At 24.7% G+C, this 17,354-nt stretch carries 17 protein-coding genes and 4 pseudogenes; 12 read left to right on the top strand and 9 right to left on the bottom strand.

The features are described 5' to 3' along the window. Positions 1-69 precede the first annotated feature (69 nt). Positions 70-396 (bottom strand): annotated as a pseudogene (locus tag SPIRDC1_RS07915) (hypothetical protein); the annotation flags it as partial. A gap of 94 nt (positions 397-490) precedes the next feature. Between SPIRDC1_RS07915 and SPIRDC1_RS10550 the strand changes: the two are divergent. Further along, a pseudogene (locus tag SPIRDC1_RS10550) lies at positions 491-1,471 on the top strand (IS256 family transposase); the annotation flags it as partial. A 46-nt stretch (positions 1,472-1,517) separates the two neighbouring features. On the opposite strand, the gene SPIRDC1_RS07905 reads toward SPIRDC1_RS10550, so the two are convergent. The 3 genes and pseudogenes from SPIRDC1_RS07905 to SPIRDC1_RS10645 form a co-directional block, all read right to left on the bottom strand. Beyond that, positions 1,518-2,513, bottom strand: a complete 996-nt coding sequence (locus tag SPIRDC1_RS07905; RefSeq protein WP_174479968.1) for an IS3 family transposase — start codon at positions 2,511-2,513, stop codon at positions 1,518-1,520. A gap of 84 nt (positions 2,514-2,597) precedes the next feature. After that, positions 2,598-2,858, bottom strand: a complete 261-nt coding sequence (locus SPIRDC1_RS07900; RefSeq protein WP_174481312.1) for a hypothetical protein — start codon at positions 2,856-2,858, stop codon at positions 2,598-2,600. 25 nt (positions 2,859-2,883) lie between these two features. Beyond that, positions 2,884-3,069 (bottom strand): annotated as a pseudogene (locus tag SPIRDC1_RS10645) (transposase); the annotation flags it as partial. A gap of 599 nt (positions 3,070-3,668) precedes the next feature. Here SPIRDC1_RS10645 and SPIRDC1_RS07890 point away from each other — a divergent pair. From SPIRDC1_RS07890 to SPIRDC1_RS07860, 7 genes are all read left to right on the top strand, one after another. Continuing rightward, positions 3,669-4,439 carry a ParA family protein gene (locus SPIRDC1_RS07890; RefSeq protein WP_174481311.1) on the top strand — a complete coding sequence of 257 codons (771 nt, stop codon included), beginning with the start codon at positions 3,669-3,671 and terminating at the stop codon, positions 4,437-4,439. Between the two features lies 1 nt (position 4,440). Beyond that, complete coding sequence (locus SPIRDC1_RS07885) at positions 4,441-4,788, top strand: DUF6364 family protein (RefSeq protein WP_174481310.1); 348 nt, start codon at positions 4,441-4,443, stop codon at positions 4,786-4,788. Positions 4,789-5,059: 271 nt separating this feature from the next. Next, positions 5,060-5,866, top strand: a complete 807-nt coding sequence (locus tag SPIRDC1_RS07880) for a replication initiation protein (RefSeq protein WP_174481309.1) — start codon at positions 5,060-5,062, stop codon at positions 5,864-5,866. Positions 5,867-6,174: 308 nt separating this feature from the next. After that, positions 6,175-6,795 (top strand): NUDIX hydrolase, encoded by a 621-nt coding sequence (locus tag SPIRDC1_RS07875; protein WP_174481308.1) that lies wholly within the window; start codon positions 6,175-6,177, stop codon positions 6,793-6,795. Between the two features lie 12 nt (positions 6,796-6,807). Next, positions 6,808-7,095, top strand: a complete 288-nt coding sequence (locus SPIRDC1_RS07870) for a hypothetical protein (RefSeq protein ID WP_174481307.1) — start codon at positions 6,808-6,810, stop codon at positions 7,093-7,095. A gap of 168 nt (positions 7,096-7,263) precedes the next feature. Further along, positions 7,264-7,464: a hypothetical protein gene (locus tag SPIRDC1_RS07865; protein WP_174481306.1), complete on the top strand. Its 201-nt coding sequence runs from the start codon at positions 7,264-7,266 to the stop codon at positions 7,462-7,464. Positions 7,465-7,561: 97 nt separating this feature from the next. Beyond that, positions 7,562-8,035 carry an Hsp20/alpha crystallin family protein gene (locus tag SPIRDC1_RS07860; protein ID WP_174479985.1) on the top strand — a complete coding sequence of 158 codons (474 nt, stop codon included), beginning with the start codon at positions 7,562-7,564 and terminating at the stop codon, positions 8,033-8,035. Between the two features lie 154 nt (positions 8,036-8,189). Here SPIRDC1_RS07860 and SPIRDC1_RS07855 read toward each other — a convergent pair. The 4 genes and pseudogenes from SPIRDC1_RS07855 to SPIRDC1_RS07840 all read right to left on the bottom strand — a co-directional run bounded on the left by SPIRDC1_RS07855 (position 8,190) and on the right by SPIRDC1_RS07840 (position 12,534). Continuing rightward, a pseudogene (locus SPIRDC1_RS07855) lies at positions 8,190-9,427 on the bottom strand (IS256 family transposase). 170 nt (positions 9,428-9,597) lie between these two features. Beyond that, complete coding sequence (locus SPIRDC1_RS07850) at positions 9,598-9,795, bottom strand: hypothetical protein (RefSeq protein WP_174481305.1); 198 nt, start codon at positions 9,793-9,795, stop codon at positions 9,598-9,600. 330 nt (positions 9,796-10,125) lie between these two features. After that, positions 10,126-11,364, bottom strand: coding sequence for a rod shape-determining protein (locus tag SPIRDC1_RS07845; protein ID WP_174481304.1), 1,239 nt, complete (start codon positions 11,362-11,364; stop codon positions 10,126-10,128). A gap of 30 nt (positions 11,365-11,394) precedes the next feature. After that, positions 11,395-12,534, bottom strand: a complete 1,140-nt coding sequence (locus SPIRDC1_RS07840; RefSeq protein WP_174481303.1) for a rod shape-determining protein — start codon at positions 12,532-12,534, stop codon at positions 11,395-11,397. A 178-nt stretch (positions 12,535-12,712) separates the two neighbouring features. Between SPIRDC1_RS07840 and rsmA the strand changes: the two genes are divergently transcribed. From rsmA to pth, 3 genes are all read left to right on the top strand, one after another. Next, positions 12,713-13,558 carry a 16S rRNA (adenine(1518)-N(6)/adenine(1519)-N(6))-dimethyltransferase RsmA gene (gene rsmA / locus SPIRDC1_RS07835; protein WP_174481302.1) on the top strand — a complete coding sequence of 282 codons (846 nt, stop codon included), beginning with the start codon at positions 12,713-12,715 and terminating at the stop codon, positions 13,556-13,558. A 262-nt stretch (positions 13,559-13,820) separates the two neighbouring features. Next, a complete protein-coding gene (locus SPIRDC1_RS07830; RefSeq protein WP_174481301.1) occupies positions 13,821-14,828 on the top strand; it encodes a ribose-phosphate diphosphokinase in 1,008 nt (335 codons plus the stop codon). A gap of 21 nt (positions 14,829-14,849) precedes the next feature. Beyond that, the gene (gene pth / locus SPIRDC1_RS07825; RefSeq protein WP_174481300.1) at positions 14,850-15,413 is read left to right on the top strand and encodes an aminoacyl-tRNA hydrolase; all 564 of its coding nucleotides are present in this window, start codon (positions 14,850-14,852) and stop codon (positions 15,411-15,413) included. A gap of 47 nt (positions 15,414-15,460) precedes the next feature. Here pth and SPIRDC1_RS07820 read toward each other — a convergent pair whose 3' ends face one another. Continuing rightward, a complete protein-coding gene (locus tag SPIRDC1_RS07820) occupies positions 15,461-15,670 on the bottom strand; it encodes a hypothetical protein (RefSeq protein ID WP_174481299.1) in 210 nt (69 codons plus the stop codon). Between the two features lie 119 nt (positions 15,671-15,789). Between SPIRDC1_RS07820 and SPIRDC1_RS07815 the strand changes: the two genes are divergently transcribed. Beyond that, the gene (locus tag SPIRDC1_RS07815; protein WP_233215014.1) at positions 15,790-17,352 is read left to right on the top strand and encodes an adenylosuccinate synthase; all 1,563 of its coding nucleotides are present in this window, start codon (positions 15,790-15,792) and stop codon (positions 17,350-17,352) included. Positions 17,353-17,354 lie beyond the last annotated feature (2 nt).

Here is a 17,354-nt window from a genome sequence, read left to right as displayed (position 1 = left end):
TTGCTGTTTTTAGCGATGTTTTGATTTTTAATACAAAACTATTCATCCAGCCTTAGTTATGAGAATTTTTTATGTATTTCCAACAATTTGTACTTCGTCATCAATTTGTAAAACTTGAATTGGTAATTGTTCTTGTTTTGAGATTTTAAATCAAAATTTGCCCTGAGAAGCTTTTGCAATGTAAGTTTTAATAGCTTCACTAAGTCCACCAGATTGTTTATACATATCATTTAAATTATTTAAGTCATTTGGTTGCATTCCACCAACTAAGGTATATTGAACATCAGTAATTTGACTAATTACGCTTTCGCTAATATCTGCGCCATCATATAACTCTTGCAACTGCATTCTAATATCTGATAAAGTCATACCTTTTGCATATAGTGAAAGAACTTGGGAATGTTTAGTAATCTGTGTGACTTACAAAAATAACTATGTTTAATTAATTCTAGTAAATATAATTTATATATCTAGAAAGAGTGAGTTACAGATGGCTAAAAAAGATAATCTTAATAACAATGATCCAATATCAAAAGCAGTAGATTTATTATTAGAAAATACTGAGGATTTAACAACAGTTTTTAAAGAGGGAGGCTTATATAAAGAATTAACTAAACGATTGGTAGAAAAAATGTTGAATTCTGAGATGCAAAATTATTTAGGACACGAAAGAAATCAACGCAGTAATAATGACAATGTTCGTAATGGTACAACATCAAAAAAATTAATAACTCAACAAGGTAAAATTGAAATTGATGTACCAAGAGATCGTAATAGTAATTTTGAACCAGTAATAATCACAAAAAGACAGAGAAGATTTGATGGTTTTGATCAACAAGTTCTTTCACTATATGCAAAAGGTATGACTTTATCAGATATTAGAATGCAGTTGCAAGAGTTATATGATGGCGCAGATATTAGCGAAAGCGTAATTAGTCAAATTACTGATGATGTCATTGATGATGTCAAAGCATGGCAAAATCGTCCATTAGATAGTGTTTATCCAATCATTTATTTTGATTGTATCGTAGTTAAAGTACGTCAGGATAAACGTATTATTAACAAATCAGTTTATATAGCTTTAGGAGTTGATTTAGAAGGTAAAAAAGATGTTTTAGGTTTATGAATTAGTGAAAATGAAGGTGCTAAATTCTGATTAAATAATTTTACAGAAATGAAAAATCGAGGCTTAAATGATATTCTTATTGCTTGTAGTGATAATTTAACAGGCATGTCAGAGGCAATACAATCAGTTTATCCTAAAACTGAACATCAATTATGCATAGTTCATCAAATTAGAAATAGCTTAAAATATGTTTCATACAAACATCGAAAGTCTCTAGTTATCGATTTAAAGCCAATTTATACAGCATGTAGTGAAGAACAAGCAATGCAAGCTTTAGAATCATTTGAAAGTAAATGAAATAAACAATATCCACAAATTGCTAAATCTTGATATAAAAATTGAGAANATGGTGGTTAGCCCTAAATACTGGACCACTTTTGGATAGACAGTTTTAAATTTTTATTTGTGAAATTGGTGGTTTTAGAAATTTAGAATGTATTCTTTCGTAATTATAAAACATAATATATTGGTTTACATCATTTATAGCTTCATTGAGAGAAAAATATTGATTTGAACCTTTAGGTAGTCATTCTTGAGATAAATGAGAAAATCAGTTTTCAGATATTACATTGCCACCAATATCATAAGGTTGTTTTTTGCTTAAAATTATTTGCTTATCAGCAGCTCAATTTGTGATGTCTTGACAATAAAATTCGTTGGCGTTATCTGAGTGTAAAATAACGTTTTTTACTTGGTTTCAAGAGAATTGTTGATTTATTTTTTCAAGTGCAGGAAGGATTAAATCTTGATAGGATTTGTTTGAACATGTATTATAGCTTACAATATTATTTGAATAAAAATCAATAATTACAAAAAGATATAATCAACCTTCTTTAGTATTTATTTGTTTAGTGTCCATTGATCAAATTTGATTTGAAGAGGTTGTACTTTTATAATCTTTGTTTACTTTATCCATTGTAGGTATTCACTTATTTGGATTTTTTTTGTTTTTAGGATAGTTATTTTTAGTTTGTTTTAATCCTTGAAGATTGTGATCTTTCATAATTTTTCGCATTTGTTTTGTTGATAATTCTAGATTTAAAATAATATGTTTGTATTGTTTTAATCATTCTTTAAATGCTGAAAAAATTCGTAAATAGCCATAAATTTGTCCTTTTCTTGTAAAATGAAATTCAAGTAAAAGTTGGCATAATTCTTGATATTTATGTGTACAATTACTAATTTGATTTTTTTCTTTTTTAATAGGGTTTTGTTTGTTTTTTACAAAATAATATGTTGATCGGTTTAGTTGAAGATGTTGGCAAAGATATCTAATTGAATATTGGTTTTTGCTATCATCAATAATTTGAATTTTTTGTTTGATATTTAACTTGTTAATTACTAATGCTATTTGTTTAATTTTATCCATTATTAAAAATCCTTTCATGTCAAAATTAGTTTTAATTGTATAACACAATTGTTTTTCGAATACATTCAAGTTTTTTTTAAATTAATGGTCTAGTAAAAAGGGCTAAGTAGCAAGTAGCAAGTAGCATTCGTTAAAACGAGTAAGTATTTTTTTTCTTGTATTAATATCAGAATCAAAATTAATTGTTAATATTCTAATAATAGTAGATGGAATATTAGAATTATAATCTCTTGTAATAATTAAAGGTAACTCGGGTTTTATAATATCTAATTCCCTTTTAAGCAACTTTCTTGTTAATTGACTAAAAGTTAAATCATTTTCTTTACAATATTTTTGTGTTTTATCTTTTAGTTCCTTTTCCATTCAAATTTGAACTCTTAGAACCTGTTTAGAATCTTTTTAATAAAACTGAAATAAATGAAAGAACAACCATTTGTAAACTAGTATTTAGTTTTCTTTCACAATTTTTTCATAATCTTCTGTATTTTTCTAATCAAGCAAAGCTTCGTTCTACAATTCATCTTTTTGGTAATACTACAAAAGTATGTAATTCATTGCGTTTTATCACTTCAACATTGAAAACCACTTTTTAATACATATAAAATTGCACAAAATATTTCATATAAATCTAAACTTCTTGGTTTTGTTTTCTTTTTACTATTTTCTAAAATTGATTTTATGTTTTCAAATTGTTCTTTGGTGACATGACTTGGATAATTTTTATGCATATATACCTCTTATTTTAAAATATATAATCATTTTACATTATTTTCGAAAAGATTCTAAACAGGTTCTTACATCTTTCTTCATTATTTTAACGCTCCTTATTTGATTTTTAATGTTATAATTATACTCCTATATAGGCGTATAAATAAAGTTATTTAATATAAAATATAATATTTTAATTTTTTTAAAGAAAAAATAAAGTTAAGACATTTAGCTTTAATGAAAAACTATCTTTACAGACTTCTAGGCAGTTAAACTAACTGGAGATATCACTCTTTGTAACAATTTTTGCCATTTAAAATTTTATCAATACTATATCCATGCAATATTTATTTTTTAATACTTATTATTATTTGTATTAATATAAGTTTAAAATAAAGTATTTTTATGAATAAAAATATAATCATATTAATGCGCCTAATTATACTTATGAAAAGGAGTGATAAAATGAAAACAATTACAATTGGTGCACTAAAAGGTGGCGTTGGTAAAACGAATTTTGCTTTTAATTTTTCTTGTTTTTTAGCAATTGAAAAGAAAAAACGTATTCTTATTCTAGATCTTGATCCACAAGCTAATTTAACACAATGCTTTCAATTAGAAGTTGCAACTTCACATGCAATGGATATGTTTTTAAAACATGAAAAAAATATTGAAGAGATAATTTTTAAAACGAATTTTGAAACAATTAACATTGTACCCACAAATATTAGTATGTCAAATTTAGAAATTCAATTATTTAATGAATTATCAAGAGAAAACAAATTAAAAAAATTTCTTAATAAGAATAAAATATTTTTAAAAGATAATTATGACTATATTATTATCGACACTAACCCAAGTTTAAATATAACTAATATTAATGCTTATTTAGCAGCAGATAATATTGTGCTTGTTTCTGATAATTCTATTCATTCTTTAAGAGCAATTGATGTTATAGGTAATATGTGAGAAACAATAACTAAAAATTTAGAAATTCCAAATAATATTAAAGCTATTGTTTTAAATAATTTTGATCACTTTAATATTTCAAAAGATTTTAAAGACGAATTAGAAAAATTACCCTTAAAAGAACTTTTAATTAAACAAGATATTAGAAAAAAACAAGTTTTCAAAACCAGTGAAATAACTGGAGTCCCAGTTATTAAATTGTTAGCTAAACAAGATAATCCGTACTTTCATATAGTTACCGAATTAGAACAAAAAGGAGTTGTATAAGATGGCAGAAAGAAAAAGTTTATTTTCAACTAAAACTTTAAGTCAAGCAGAAAGTATTATGAGTGATTTAATAAATGTAAAATCAAATCATAATAAAGTTCATACAGTAAGTAAAAAGAAAAATAATATATCAGAATTATCAGTTACTTGTGTAAATAATTCAAATAAACCAGTGATTAAAAGCGAAAAAATAAGTACTATATCTAATATTAAAATTAGTAGTAAATATGTTAAAAAACACATTAATCTTACATTTAGAGTTGACTTAATAAACAAAATAAAAGTATATGCTAAAGAAAGAAATCTTTCTGTTTCAGAATTATTAGAACAATTTATTCAACAATTATAGATTAAAATAAACAACAAAATTAATTTTATTTTAATATATATTTTATATTTATTTTTTTATATTTTTTATTATTTTAGAAACAATTTTATGTAAATTTTATATAAAAAAAGATTGATTATACTATTTTTTTTTGATATTATCAATGACAAAAAGTCTGAGTAATAATTAAATGATTATAATCTGTATGGTTATCAATGGCATGTTTTATATTTTGTCCTTGATATGTTATTTTGTGATATTATTAATTTATTAATGTTAGGAGATAGAATTTATGGAAACAAAAGAAACAAATAAATTAACTGTCAAATATGATAATGAATTGAATAGTATAGCATTTCATCGTTTGAATGCTAAAGAATTAGATTTGTTTTTTACATTTTGTGCTAAATTGAAAGAGAAAGGTACAAGAAAATTATTTTTTACATTTTCTGAATTAAAAAAAATAATTCAATTTGAACCCACAAGTAAACAACGATTTGTTAATGTAGCTGATAAATTATATGAAAAAATGTTAACATTTACAATAAATTCTACTGATGGAACAAAACGTACAAGATATAATTTATTTTCAGGATATGAAATAGATGAAAAAAAGCAAGAATTACAAATAAGTGTAAATCCTGACCTAATGTATTTAATTAATAATTTGGTTACAAGAGAATATACGTTATTTGAGCATCAAGAATTTGTTAATATTAAAAGTACATATGCTAAAAATTGTTATAGATTATTAAAACAGTTTCGATCAACTGGTTTTTGTAAAATCAAAATTAATGATTTTAGAAATTTATTAGATATTCCCAAAAATTATAATATGTGTGATATTGATAAGCGTGTTTTAAAACCAATTAATAATGAATTAAAATTGTTATTTAAAAATTTAATAATTAAAAAAATCAAAAAACAAATTAAGGTTGAATATATAGAATTTAATTTTAATAAACAATTAAGAATTAAGAGCAACTTAAATAAAATTAAAACTTCTAATTTAACAAATATTACTAAATTGCAATTAAATAGCAATTCTATTGTTTTAAGTGATAATTTTGATGAAGTAGTTTGGGATTATAATGATTAAAATTAGAAATTTAATACTTAAATTTTCTTTTATTTAGGATATAATTATTAGGTTATCGGTGCGGTCTTTGATCGGGTGGCATCGGTAACGATTTTTTTTATTTTTATTTGCAATTTAAAATAAATGTAATAAATTTAAATTATAAAAATTAAATACTAAATAGGTACACCCGATCACTACAGAGACCTATCTATAAAAATATATTTTATATCTTTCTTTTTTATAAGGAATTTTAAAAGTAATTGAGTTGTAACCTATGTTGTTACAATTTTTATTTTTAAATTTTATTTGAAAGGAAGATTTTTTTTATGAATAAAGAATATTTAAAAATTATAGAAGTTGAGTTTATGCATGGTGTAGAAGAACCTTGATGCAATAATCAAGGAGTTGCTATATTACCCTATGTTTTAAAAAATAACGAATATTATTACTTATTAACTAAAGAATACAACCCATTGTTTAAAAATAAACAGATTAGTCAGTACAGTACTATCACAGGCGGAGTTGAAAATAATAATCATTATCAAACAGTAATTAATGAAATGCTTGAAGAAACTGGTATTGATATTAGAAATAAAAAAGTCAGAATAGATTATTTAGGAAAACATTATGCCAATAAATCAAATACAAAATTATGATATTTTTATGCCATTGACTTAACAAATTTAAATCTAGATTTAACAAAAACATATAAAGGTACTGGTGATGGTTCAATTGGTGAAAAAGAAATAAGTGCTAGATTTGTTAATGAAAAACAATTAAATAAATCAAATGATGCTTTAAGTTTAGCTACTTATGGCAAATTAAATTTAAAAAATCTTATTAGATTTGATAACAATATAAATCAAAAATTAGATATGATTTTACAAATTTTAAATGAACAAAAAAATAATACTGATAAATCTAACAAAATATATTGAAAATATTAGGAGGAGAAAATTATGCAATTAACTCAAGAAGAACAAAAACTTCTATCAACTTATCAAAACTGATTAAAGAAAAATAATTTAAACGGTAATTGTAATGCTTATTTTATTTCTAAAACTTCGATGTTGGTGTTTCAAGTGTGAGAATTCGAAAAATTGATAAGTGAAACTTTATGAATAAAAACTAACAATCAAGAATGAAAATTTTATATTAAAAATTTAGGTGAGAAGTTTAATAAAACTTTTTTATTAGAAGATATTTTGAAAATTGAAAAAGATTTTGTTTTAAAAACTTTTAAATAAAAAGCAAATTTGTAAACAATGTGGAACAATGTATAATAATATAATGTTTAAACAAATATAAAGCGTTGAATTTAAGAATATGAATGGTTTTATATTCATATTCTTAAACCTCTCTAAAAAAAGCAAATACGGGCGATTTAAAGGCATATAAATTTAGGTGGTGGGTTTATGCAAAAAGTTGATGGAAAAGATATAGCGTGATTATTACGTTGTAAAGAGTGTTCTAAAACTTTGAAAATCAAAGATGTTAAAGAAACCATCAAAGGTGATTTTAAAATGTGTGATAAGCATTTAGAAATGATTGAAAAAAGTATAATAAAACTTGAAATGTCAATTAATAATAATAGTCAAAAAACGTTGAATTTGTAAGTTTTTTCTATATTTAATATAGATGGTATAATTAATATATAAAGATTTAGTATTTTTTTTAAAAAAAATTACTAAAAACAGTTAAGAAGGTGTTAATATGAAAAATGAAATTTCACAAACAAAAAAGAAATTAGATATACAAAACAATTTTTCTAGACGTAATTATTTAACTGATATATTTGATAATTTTTTTAATGATATTATAGATTTTTCTTATCCTTTAACTTCCAACAACGACCGAGAAAGAACATTTTTACCAAAAACAGATGTTTTTGAAAATGATTCTGAATACTGTTTAGAAATTGAATTACCTGGTGTTTTACAAGAAAACATTGATTTAAAAATAAATAATAACGTTCTTACAATAGAAGCTAAAAAAGAAGATGTTAATGAAAAGAAAAATAAAAATTATCATATTCAAGAAAGATATTATGGTTCATTCTCTCGCTCTATTAATTTACCATCTAATATAAGTGAAGAGTCTATAGATGCTAATTTTAAAAATGGTATACTAATTGTTAAAATACCTAAAAAAGAACAAACAAAAACTAAAAAAATTACGATTAAATAACTAAAATAAGTATCTTTAATTCATTTAAAACAAGCCTAATTAGGCTTGTTTATTTTTTGAATACTTATAAACCATATAAATTTTTAAATCGTTTGTATATGAGCAAATTTGATGAGGCTTTTTAGTAATCTGTGTTTCTTTGTTTTACAAAGTACTAGTTCAGATTAATTCTGTCTTCAAATTTTATCATAAAATGAGCAATTGCTGTATTTCAATTTTGAATAGGCAATGTTCATTTTTTTGTGATATTTTCAATTGCTAAGTAAAAAATTTTAAAAACTGCCATATCATTAGGAAAAACTTTTTTATTTCTAATAACTTTTCGTAATTGGCTATTAACAGATTCAATAGCATTTGTAGTATAAATTACCCTTTTAATTTCTGCTGGATAACTAATAAAAACCATTAAATTTTCTCAATTTTTATATCAAGATTTAGCAATTTGTGGATATTGTTTATTTCATTTACTTTCAAATGATTCTAAAGCTTGCATTGCTTGTTCTTCACTACATGCTGTATAAATTGGCTTTAAATCGATAACTAGAGACTTTCGATGTTTGTATGAAACATATTTTAAGCTATTTCTAATTTGATGAACTATGCATAATTGATGTTCAGTTTTAGGATAAACTGATTGTATTGCCTCTGACATGCCTGTTAAATTATCACTACAAGCAATAAGAATATCATTTAAGCCTCGATTTTTCATTTCTGTAAAATTATTTAATCAGAATTTAGCACCTTCATTTTCACTAATTCATAAACCTAAAACATCTTTTTTACCTTCTAAATCAACTCCTAAAGCTATATAAACTGATTTGTTAATAATACGTTTATCCTGACGTACTTTAACTACGATACAATCAAAATAAATGATTGGATAAACACTATCTAATGGACGATTTTGCCATGCTTTGACATCATCAATGACATCATCAGTAATTTGACTAATTACGCTTTCGCTAATATCTGCGCCATGATATAACTCTTGCAACTGCATTCTAATATCTGATAAAGTCATACCTTTTGCATATAGTGAAAGAACTTGTTGATCAAAACCATCAAATCTTCTTTGTCTTTTTGTGATTATTACTGGTTCAAAATTACTATTGCGATCTCTTGGTACATCAATTTCAATTTTACCTTGTTGAGTTATTAATTTTTTGATGTTGTACCATTACGAACATTGTCATTATTACTGCGTTGATTTCTTTCGTGTCCTAAATAATTTTGCATCTCAGAATTCAACATTTTTTCTACCAATCGTTTAGTTAATTCTTTATATAAGCCTCCCTCTTTAAAAACTGTTGTTAAATCCTCAGTATTTTCTAATAATAAATCTACTGCTTTTGATATTGGATCATTGTTATTAAGATTATCTTTTTTAGCCATCTGTAACTCACTCTTTCTAGATATATAAATTATATTTACTAGAATTAATTAAACATAGTTATTTTTGTAAGTCACACAGATTACTAAACATTCCCTCTATTAATAAACAAACAGAAGTAAAAAGTATTTATTAATATTAAAAAATGCCTTTAATAGGCATTTTTACTTATTTATAAACTCATGTGATTATAATCTCAATTTAATGAAGCATTATCATAATTTAATGGTACTTCGGTCATATTATCACTACCATAATATTGACTTGATGTTTCACTATTAATTGTGAATCTATTATCATTAATTAATCTTGTAGTTTCATTATTAAATGGTGTTTCTTGCATTTCTTCAATATGATTAGTTGTTTCCATAGGTAATAAATTATGAATAATTTCAAGTAAACCAATATATTATGTTTTATAATTACGAAAGAATACATTCTAAATTTCTAAAACCACCAATTTCACAAATAAAAATTTAAAACTGTCTATCCAAAAGTGGTCCAGTATTTAGGGCTAACCACCTCTTTTAAGATGTATTAATAATTTTATATGATTTTTATGATATTTTTTTGAAATAGTTAATGATGTATTTTAAGTGTGATTATTAATTTTTTAATTTTATATAGTAATTTATTATTTATATAAGTAAAAAATGCACTTCTATAAATTTTAAAAGTGCATTTTATTTAAACTTATTTTTTATCCTAAATCTTCGTCTTTTGTTAGAATTTCGCGGTTAGGATTTTGTTCAACTATTAATTGTTTGTAAATTGTATCACGATATTTTACACAACCATCAATAACATTATCTAAAGGATTTTGAGCAACACGTACTTCAAAGATATCTCCCTCATATTTTTGACGAATTGGTTTTGTAGCTTTTTCGGCTTTAACTTCGATGAAATATTCCTTAGCCAATTCTTCTTTAATAAATTCATCAATTTTTTTAATGTAAGCTCCACCACCACAAATTGTGATTCCCTTACCTTTTTTCTTTAAGTCACTAACACTACCAGCAGCTTTTTCCCCAGAAGTTCTTAGTACTCTACGAATTGATGGAATAACATGTTCTCTAAATTGAACTTGCATTACATTTTCACGAATTTCTTCTGGTGTAATTTCAATAGTTTTAGAAATTGACATTGTTTCTCCTGGTTGAGAGTCTAATCTAGGTAATGAAACACCTGAAATAGTGTATGGTTTTTCATCTTGATATTTAAGAAGTGAACCGATGTTCTTTTTAACATCTTCTGCTTCTTTAGTACCAATTTTTAAAGCATGCTTTTTAGCTATGTATTCTTGAATTTTTTGTGTTAAATAGTCTCCAGCACAATGTGTTGTATATGAATATAGGATTGAATCGTTGCTAAGTACGGCAATATCAGTACTTCCCCCACCAATATCAACACACATAATTGCAGTTCCAAAAATATCTTGGCCTGAACCTAATGCTGCCATTTTAACTTCTTCTTGAACAAATCCACGAAGTGCTCCTAAACGATGAACTATATTTTCTAGTGCTTCTCTTTGTACTGAATTAATTTCACTTGGTGTTGCCATTAAAACAATTAAATTACGGTTTTTATCAGCTTGTTTTGAATCTTTAATTTCAAGTCTAAAATCTTGAAAAATTTTAGCAAGGATACGTTGTAAAGCATCTGGATCAGCAATATTACCATCACGAACTGGACGCTTAATAACAACATTTTCATTTGTTTTATCAATTAAAGCTTTAGCTTCTTCACCATAAAGAATAACATTTTTTTCATAGTCTTCAGCAAGATAAGTTGGAGCATCATATGTAAGTCCAATGTTAACATACCTTGCTTTAAAGTTTTCTGTTCCGATATCTAAAGCTAATCATTGGTAGTCATTAATAGACTTAATATTACTTTTTTTATTTAAGTTTTCTTTGGGTTTTTTATCAAATAATCCCATTTTTTTTCCTCCTTCTACACACCTGGAATTTTAATTACTTGGTCTAATGAATCCTTTTTCATATACATCTTGTTTATGAGTTTCATAGGCTTGAGTTCCTCTAATTACACACTCTCTTGGATTATTAGCAGATACCACATGTTCTAAATTTAGTCGTTTTTTTAGATAAGTTGTAATATTTTCAAGCAAAGCACCCCCACCAGTGATAGTTAAACCGTCTTTCATAATCATTTCTGAAAAGGCAGGTCCGGCTTTATCAATAATGTCACTACATAGTGCAACAATTGGTTCAAAGGCTTCGGTAACTACTCTAGCTACTTCTTGCTTAGGAACTGTAATTTGTTCAGGTTTTTTAGTTTTAGTACTTTTTCCATGGATAGTAATTTTATTTTCACTATCTTTTTCACCATCTATTCAAATACCAGCACTAATTTTTGTTTTTTCAGCCTCCATTGAGCTAAGAGATATATAGTGCATTTTTTCAAAATGTTCTTTAATACTACGTTCAATAGCATTTCCAGCAATTGGAATTGAATCTTGAACAATAACTTCTCCAGTTGATAAAATGGCACAGTCAGAAGTTCCACCACCAATATCAAGAATAAATACTCCTGAAGCATCTCAAAGTGCTTCCCCAGCACCAATAGCTGCCAATTTTACTTCAGGAACAATAACAATTTTTTCAGCTTTCATTACGCTTTCATTACTTGCATTATATCTATTGGGAAATTTATCACTATAAATTGGAATTTTAGCTATTTTTTTTCCTTGTAGAATTTCACGTAAAACAGTTCTATCTAATTTATAAACCTTAGATGGAATAGCTACAAGTGCTACTGAATTTTCTCAAATTTTTTCAGCTTTCACATCAATAATTTGTGTAAAAATTTCAGTTAATAAAGCAATCAAAGCATTATTGTCACTAATAACACCATTAGCCATTGGTTCTCTGAAAATTTTATTCGCTGGAGTTTTTTCTTTCATTAATAAAGCAGCTTCACCAATGAATACTTCTCCGTTTTCTGTATCAAATACAATTGCTGATGGTTGACTATAAACAACTCTTCCATTAACTCTGACAATTAAATTTCTTGTTCCTAAATCTAGAGAAACAATATTAACGTCTTGGTTATTGTGTCCGTCATTAGCAACCTCTATTTTTGTTGCCATATAAAAATCATCTCCTTTTCCCACTCAAATTAATATTTATTTATTAAGTTGATATATGTTAATATTACCACATGTAGATTTGCTAGTAGTAAATTTAGCATATATGATTAGTTGGCTAATTATTTGTTTAATTATTACTAGTATATAATTAACTAAAAATGTGAATTGGAGAATAATAATGGAAAATCCAAAAAAAATATTGAAAAAATACGACTTACATGCATTTAAAAAGTTTGGACAAAACTTTTTAATTAATAATAATATAATTGATAAAATTGTTAAAACTAGTAATTTTAAAGATGAAGATGGCATTATTGAAATTGGAGCGGGCATTGGTCATTTAACCAATAAATTACTCAGCACTGCGCAAAAAGTTGTGACAATTGAAATTGACAAAAAATTAATTCCTGTTTTAGAAAAAGAGTTAAATGAATACAAAAATTTAAAAATTATAAATGATGATTTTTTAAATTTAGATTTAAAAAAAATCATTAATGAAGAATTTGCAATAAATCAAAAAATTCATGTAATTGCAAATTTGCCTTATTATATTACTTCACAAATTGTTTTAAAATTATTAGAAAATATTGAATTATTTGATTCATTTACATTAATGATGCAAAAAGAAGTTGCACAAAGATTTTGTGCTAAACCTAAAACTAAAGTATATAATAATCTTTCTGTTATGTGTCAATTTTATTGTGATGTTAAAATTATTTTTGATGTTAGTCCTAATAATTTTACTCCGATACCTAATGTCACAAGTAGTGTTGTTTATTTTAAAGTAAATCCTAAATTTCAACTTGATGAACCACAATTATTTTGAAAATTTGTAAGAAGTTGCTTTGTTAATAAGAGAAAAACATTAGTTAACAATTTGGGTATTTATTTAAATAGCAAAGAAAAAGCCGTTAATTTAATTAACGACTTATCTTGATCATTAACAATAAGATCTGAAGAATTAACATTTTCAATGTTTTACCAGTTATTTACTATTATTAATAATAAATACGTTTCAGAATAATTATTAAAATTAATGATATTAGATTGTGGATAATAAGTATATAAAACACCTCAGCAATAATCCTTGTTTATTAATAAACATATTTTTAAATATTTATTATCCGTTAACTATTATAATGATTTTATTTTTTCTTGCAAAAGATATAACTTTTTATTAATTATTTTTAATTAATAGTCTTTAAATTTAATATACTTAAATTGTAATAAACATTGTATAATGAAATTATAATTATAATTTTTAGAAACATGTAAAGGAGGATTTAATGAATAATGTAGAAAACATTGTAGTTTTTGGTTTAAGTGCTAGTCAAAAATTTACACAAGAAGTTTGTAAAAAACTTAATATTGAACCTGGAAAAGCAGAAATTAGTCGTTTTGCTGATGGTGAATTTAACATTCAATCTATAACATCAGTACGAGGGAAAGTGGTATATATTATCCAATCAACTTCGCCGCCAACTAATGATAATTTAATGGAATTATTAATTTTTGTTGATGCTTTAGTTCGTGCATCTGCTGCTAAAATTCATGTAGTAATTCCTTATTTTGGTTATGCTCGTCAAGATCGAAAACAAGGTGGTAGACAACCTATTACTTGTAAACTTGTTGCAAATTTATTAACTGTTGCGGGTGTTGATCGTGTTATTACTGTTGATTTACATTCACCACAAGAACAAGGATTTTTTGATATTCCTGTTGATGATTTACGAGCAACTCAAGATTTAGCATCTTATTTAATTGAAGAAAATTTAACTAATTTAGTTGTTGTATCTCCAGATCATGGTGGTGTTACTCGTGCTCGAAGATTGGGTAATTATTTAAGTGTACCTTTGGCAATTATTGATAAAAGAAGAACAACTCCTAATCAAAGTCAAGTTAAGTTTGTATTAGGAAATGTTAAAGAAAAGAATGCTATTATTATTGATGATATGATTGATACAGGTGGTACTATTATTAATGCAGCAAAAGCTATTAAAGAACATGGTGCAAAATCAGTTTATATTTTAGCTACTCATGGTATTTTTAGTGGGCAAGCTTCAAAAAATTTGAAACAAGCTGTTATTGATAGAATTATTAAGGAAGTTGTTATTACTAATACTATTGAAATTTCTGAAGAAAAAAAATTTAATGGCTTAAAAATTATTTCAATTGCTGATTTTATTGCAAAAATGATTGATGCTTCAATTAATAATAAATCATTAACAAAAGTTTATGATGATAAAACAAATGAATTAATAAAAAAAATTAATAATAAAAATAGTAAAAAATAATAAAGAGGAAATTTAAAGTAGATGAAATTAGTTATTGGATTAGGAAACCCAGGTAAAGAGTATGAATTGACACGTCATAATATTGGTTTTATTGTTATTGATATGATTTGTGAAACATTACAATTAAAAATTAATCAAACTAAATTTAATGGTCAATATGTTAAAACTGTTGTTAATGACACTGATGTTATTTTTTTAAAACCATTAACTTTTATGAACTTATCAGGTTTTTGTGTTTCAAATTTTATGAATTATTTTAAAATTAAAATTGAAAATGTGTTAATTATTCACGATGAAGTTGATTTAAATTTTGGTCAATTTCAATACAAACAAAAATTTAGTGCTGCTGGTCATAATGGAATTAAAAGTATTTTTAATCAAATTGGTAGTAAAGATTTTCAAAGATTAAGAATTGGTGTTGGTAAAAATCCTAATTTTAACACGGCTGATTGAGTTTTGAGTAAGTTTAGTAATGATGAGTTAAAGAATATAAACGATCATAAACAATTTTTTGTAGAAAGCATTAGTAGTTGAATTACTGATAGTAAATTTGAAAATATTATGAATAAATGTAATAAAAAATAATTAATATATTATAAAAATATTAAAGAATATTTTCATTTTTATGTTTTCTACATAAGTAAACATAAAGTTGTGTTTCTTTTTCTTTTTTTTATTTCTTCAATTAATAAAATATCATTTTGTGTTTGCTGATATTGATTTATTTCATTTATTTTTTCAAGTTTTGCTTCTAGTAATTTCTGCTTACAAATAGGACAAAGTTTGTCAAAATCATCATTATTATCATTTTGAAAACTGTCATTATCAAAATTTCATTTCATTTTTTAAGTTTCCTTTACTAGTTTATTTTAATAACAATATTTTGATAATCATTATTAAATAATTATATAATTAATTTATAAATTTATAAATACTTTTTTTTGAGTATAAAGGAGACAATATGAAAGCAAAAAAAAATATAATCAAACCAACAATAGAAAAGGCAAAAACTAAAGTTGAACAACTTAATAAAACTATTAAACCAAAAGTTAAAGATGTAAAAAAAACAACTAAAGTAAAAACGCAATCAATAAAAACTGACACTCTTAAGCCAATCATTAATAAGATGAAAGTAGATTTTGAAAAATCAAAACATATAATAAAACAAGAAAATCAAAAAATTGCTAATAAAATTGTCAATACTAAAAATATTTTAATATCAAAAATTGATCAACCAAAACCATTTAAAACTACTGCTATTATTGGTTGTCAATGAGGTGATGAAGGAAAAGGCAAAATAACTGACTATTATAGTCAAAATTCTGATGTTATTGTTCGTTGAAGTGGTGGTGATAATGCCGGACATACAATTGTTTTTGATCATCAAAAATATAAATTAAGTATTATTCCTTCTGGTATCTTTAATAAAGATTCATATTGTGTTATTGGTAATGGTTGTGTTGTTAATCCAGAAAAATTAGTTTCTGAAATTGAATATTTAAAAGCTGCTGGTTTTAGTTGTCAAAATTTACGAATTTCTGATCGTGCTCATATTATTTTACCTTATCATTTAGCATTTGATAAATATGAAGAAAAAATTAAGGGTGATAAAGCTATTGGCACTACTAAAAAAGGAATTGGACCTTGTTATGCTGATAAAGTTAATCGGATTGGAATTCGAATGGGCGATTTATTAGATAAGGAACGATTATTAGAATTGATTACTGATAATTTGTTAATTAAAAATAAAATATTAAAAAATGTTTATGGATATGAAAAAGAATTTAATGCGCAAACAATATATAATCGTTTATTAGAATTATTACCATACTTTAAACATTTAATTATTGATACTGGTCAATTTTTAAATGAACAATTAGTTAGAAATAAAAAGATATTATTTGAAGGAGCACAAGGTACTTTATTAGATTTAGATCATGGTACATATCCTTTTGTAACATCTTCTAATCCAAGTGCTAGTTCAATTGCTATTGGTTCAGGTATTTCTTTAAAAGCAATTAATGAAATTATTGGTGTAACTAAAGCATATAGTACAAGAGTTGGTGCTGGTGCATTTCCTAGTGAAGTTTTTGGTAAATTAGCAGATTATATTCGTATGACTGGTAATGAATATGGCACAGTTTCAAAAAGACCAAGAAGAATTGGATGATTTGATGCAGTTATTGCTAAGTATAGTGCACAAATTAATGGATTTACTAGTTTAGCTATTATGTTGTTAGACGTGCTTACTGATATTGAAACATTAAGCATTTGTACGCATTATACTTTAAATGGCGAAATAATTAGATACATACCTTCTCAAATTAATAACTTTAATAAATGTCAACCACATTTTATTACTATGCCTGGCTGAAATGAAGATATTACTAATATTACTAGTTATGATCAATTACCAGAAAATGCTAAAAATTATTTAAAAAAAATTAGTGAGTTGGTGGGTGTTCCAATTAGAATATTTTCTGTTGGTCCAGATCGTAAACAAACTATATTTATTAAGGAGTAAAA

The organism is Spiroplasma endosymbiont of Danaus chrysippus, from assembly GCF_902809815.1.
Lineage (GTDB): Bacteria > Bacillota_I > Bacilli_A > Mycoplasmatales > VBWQ01 > Spiroplasma_E.
The sequence above is the reverse complement of the archived record's forward strand: the minus strand, read 5'-3'. Positions and strand labels throughout refer to the sequence as shown.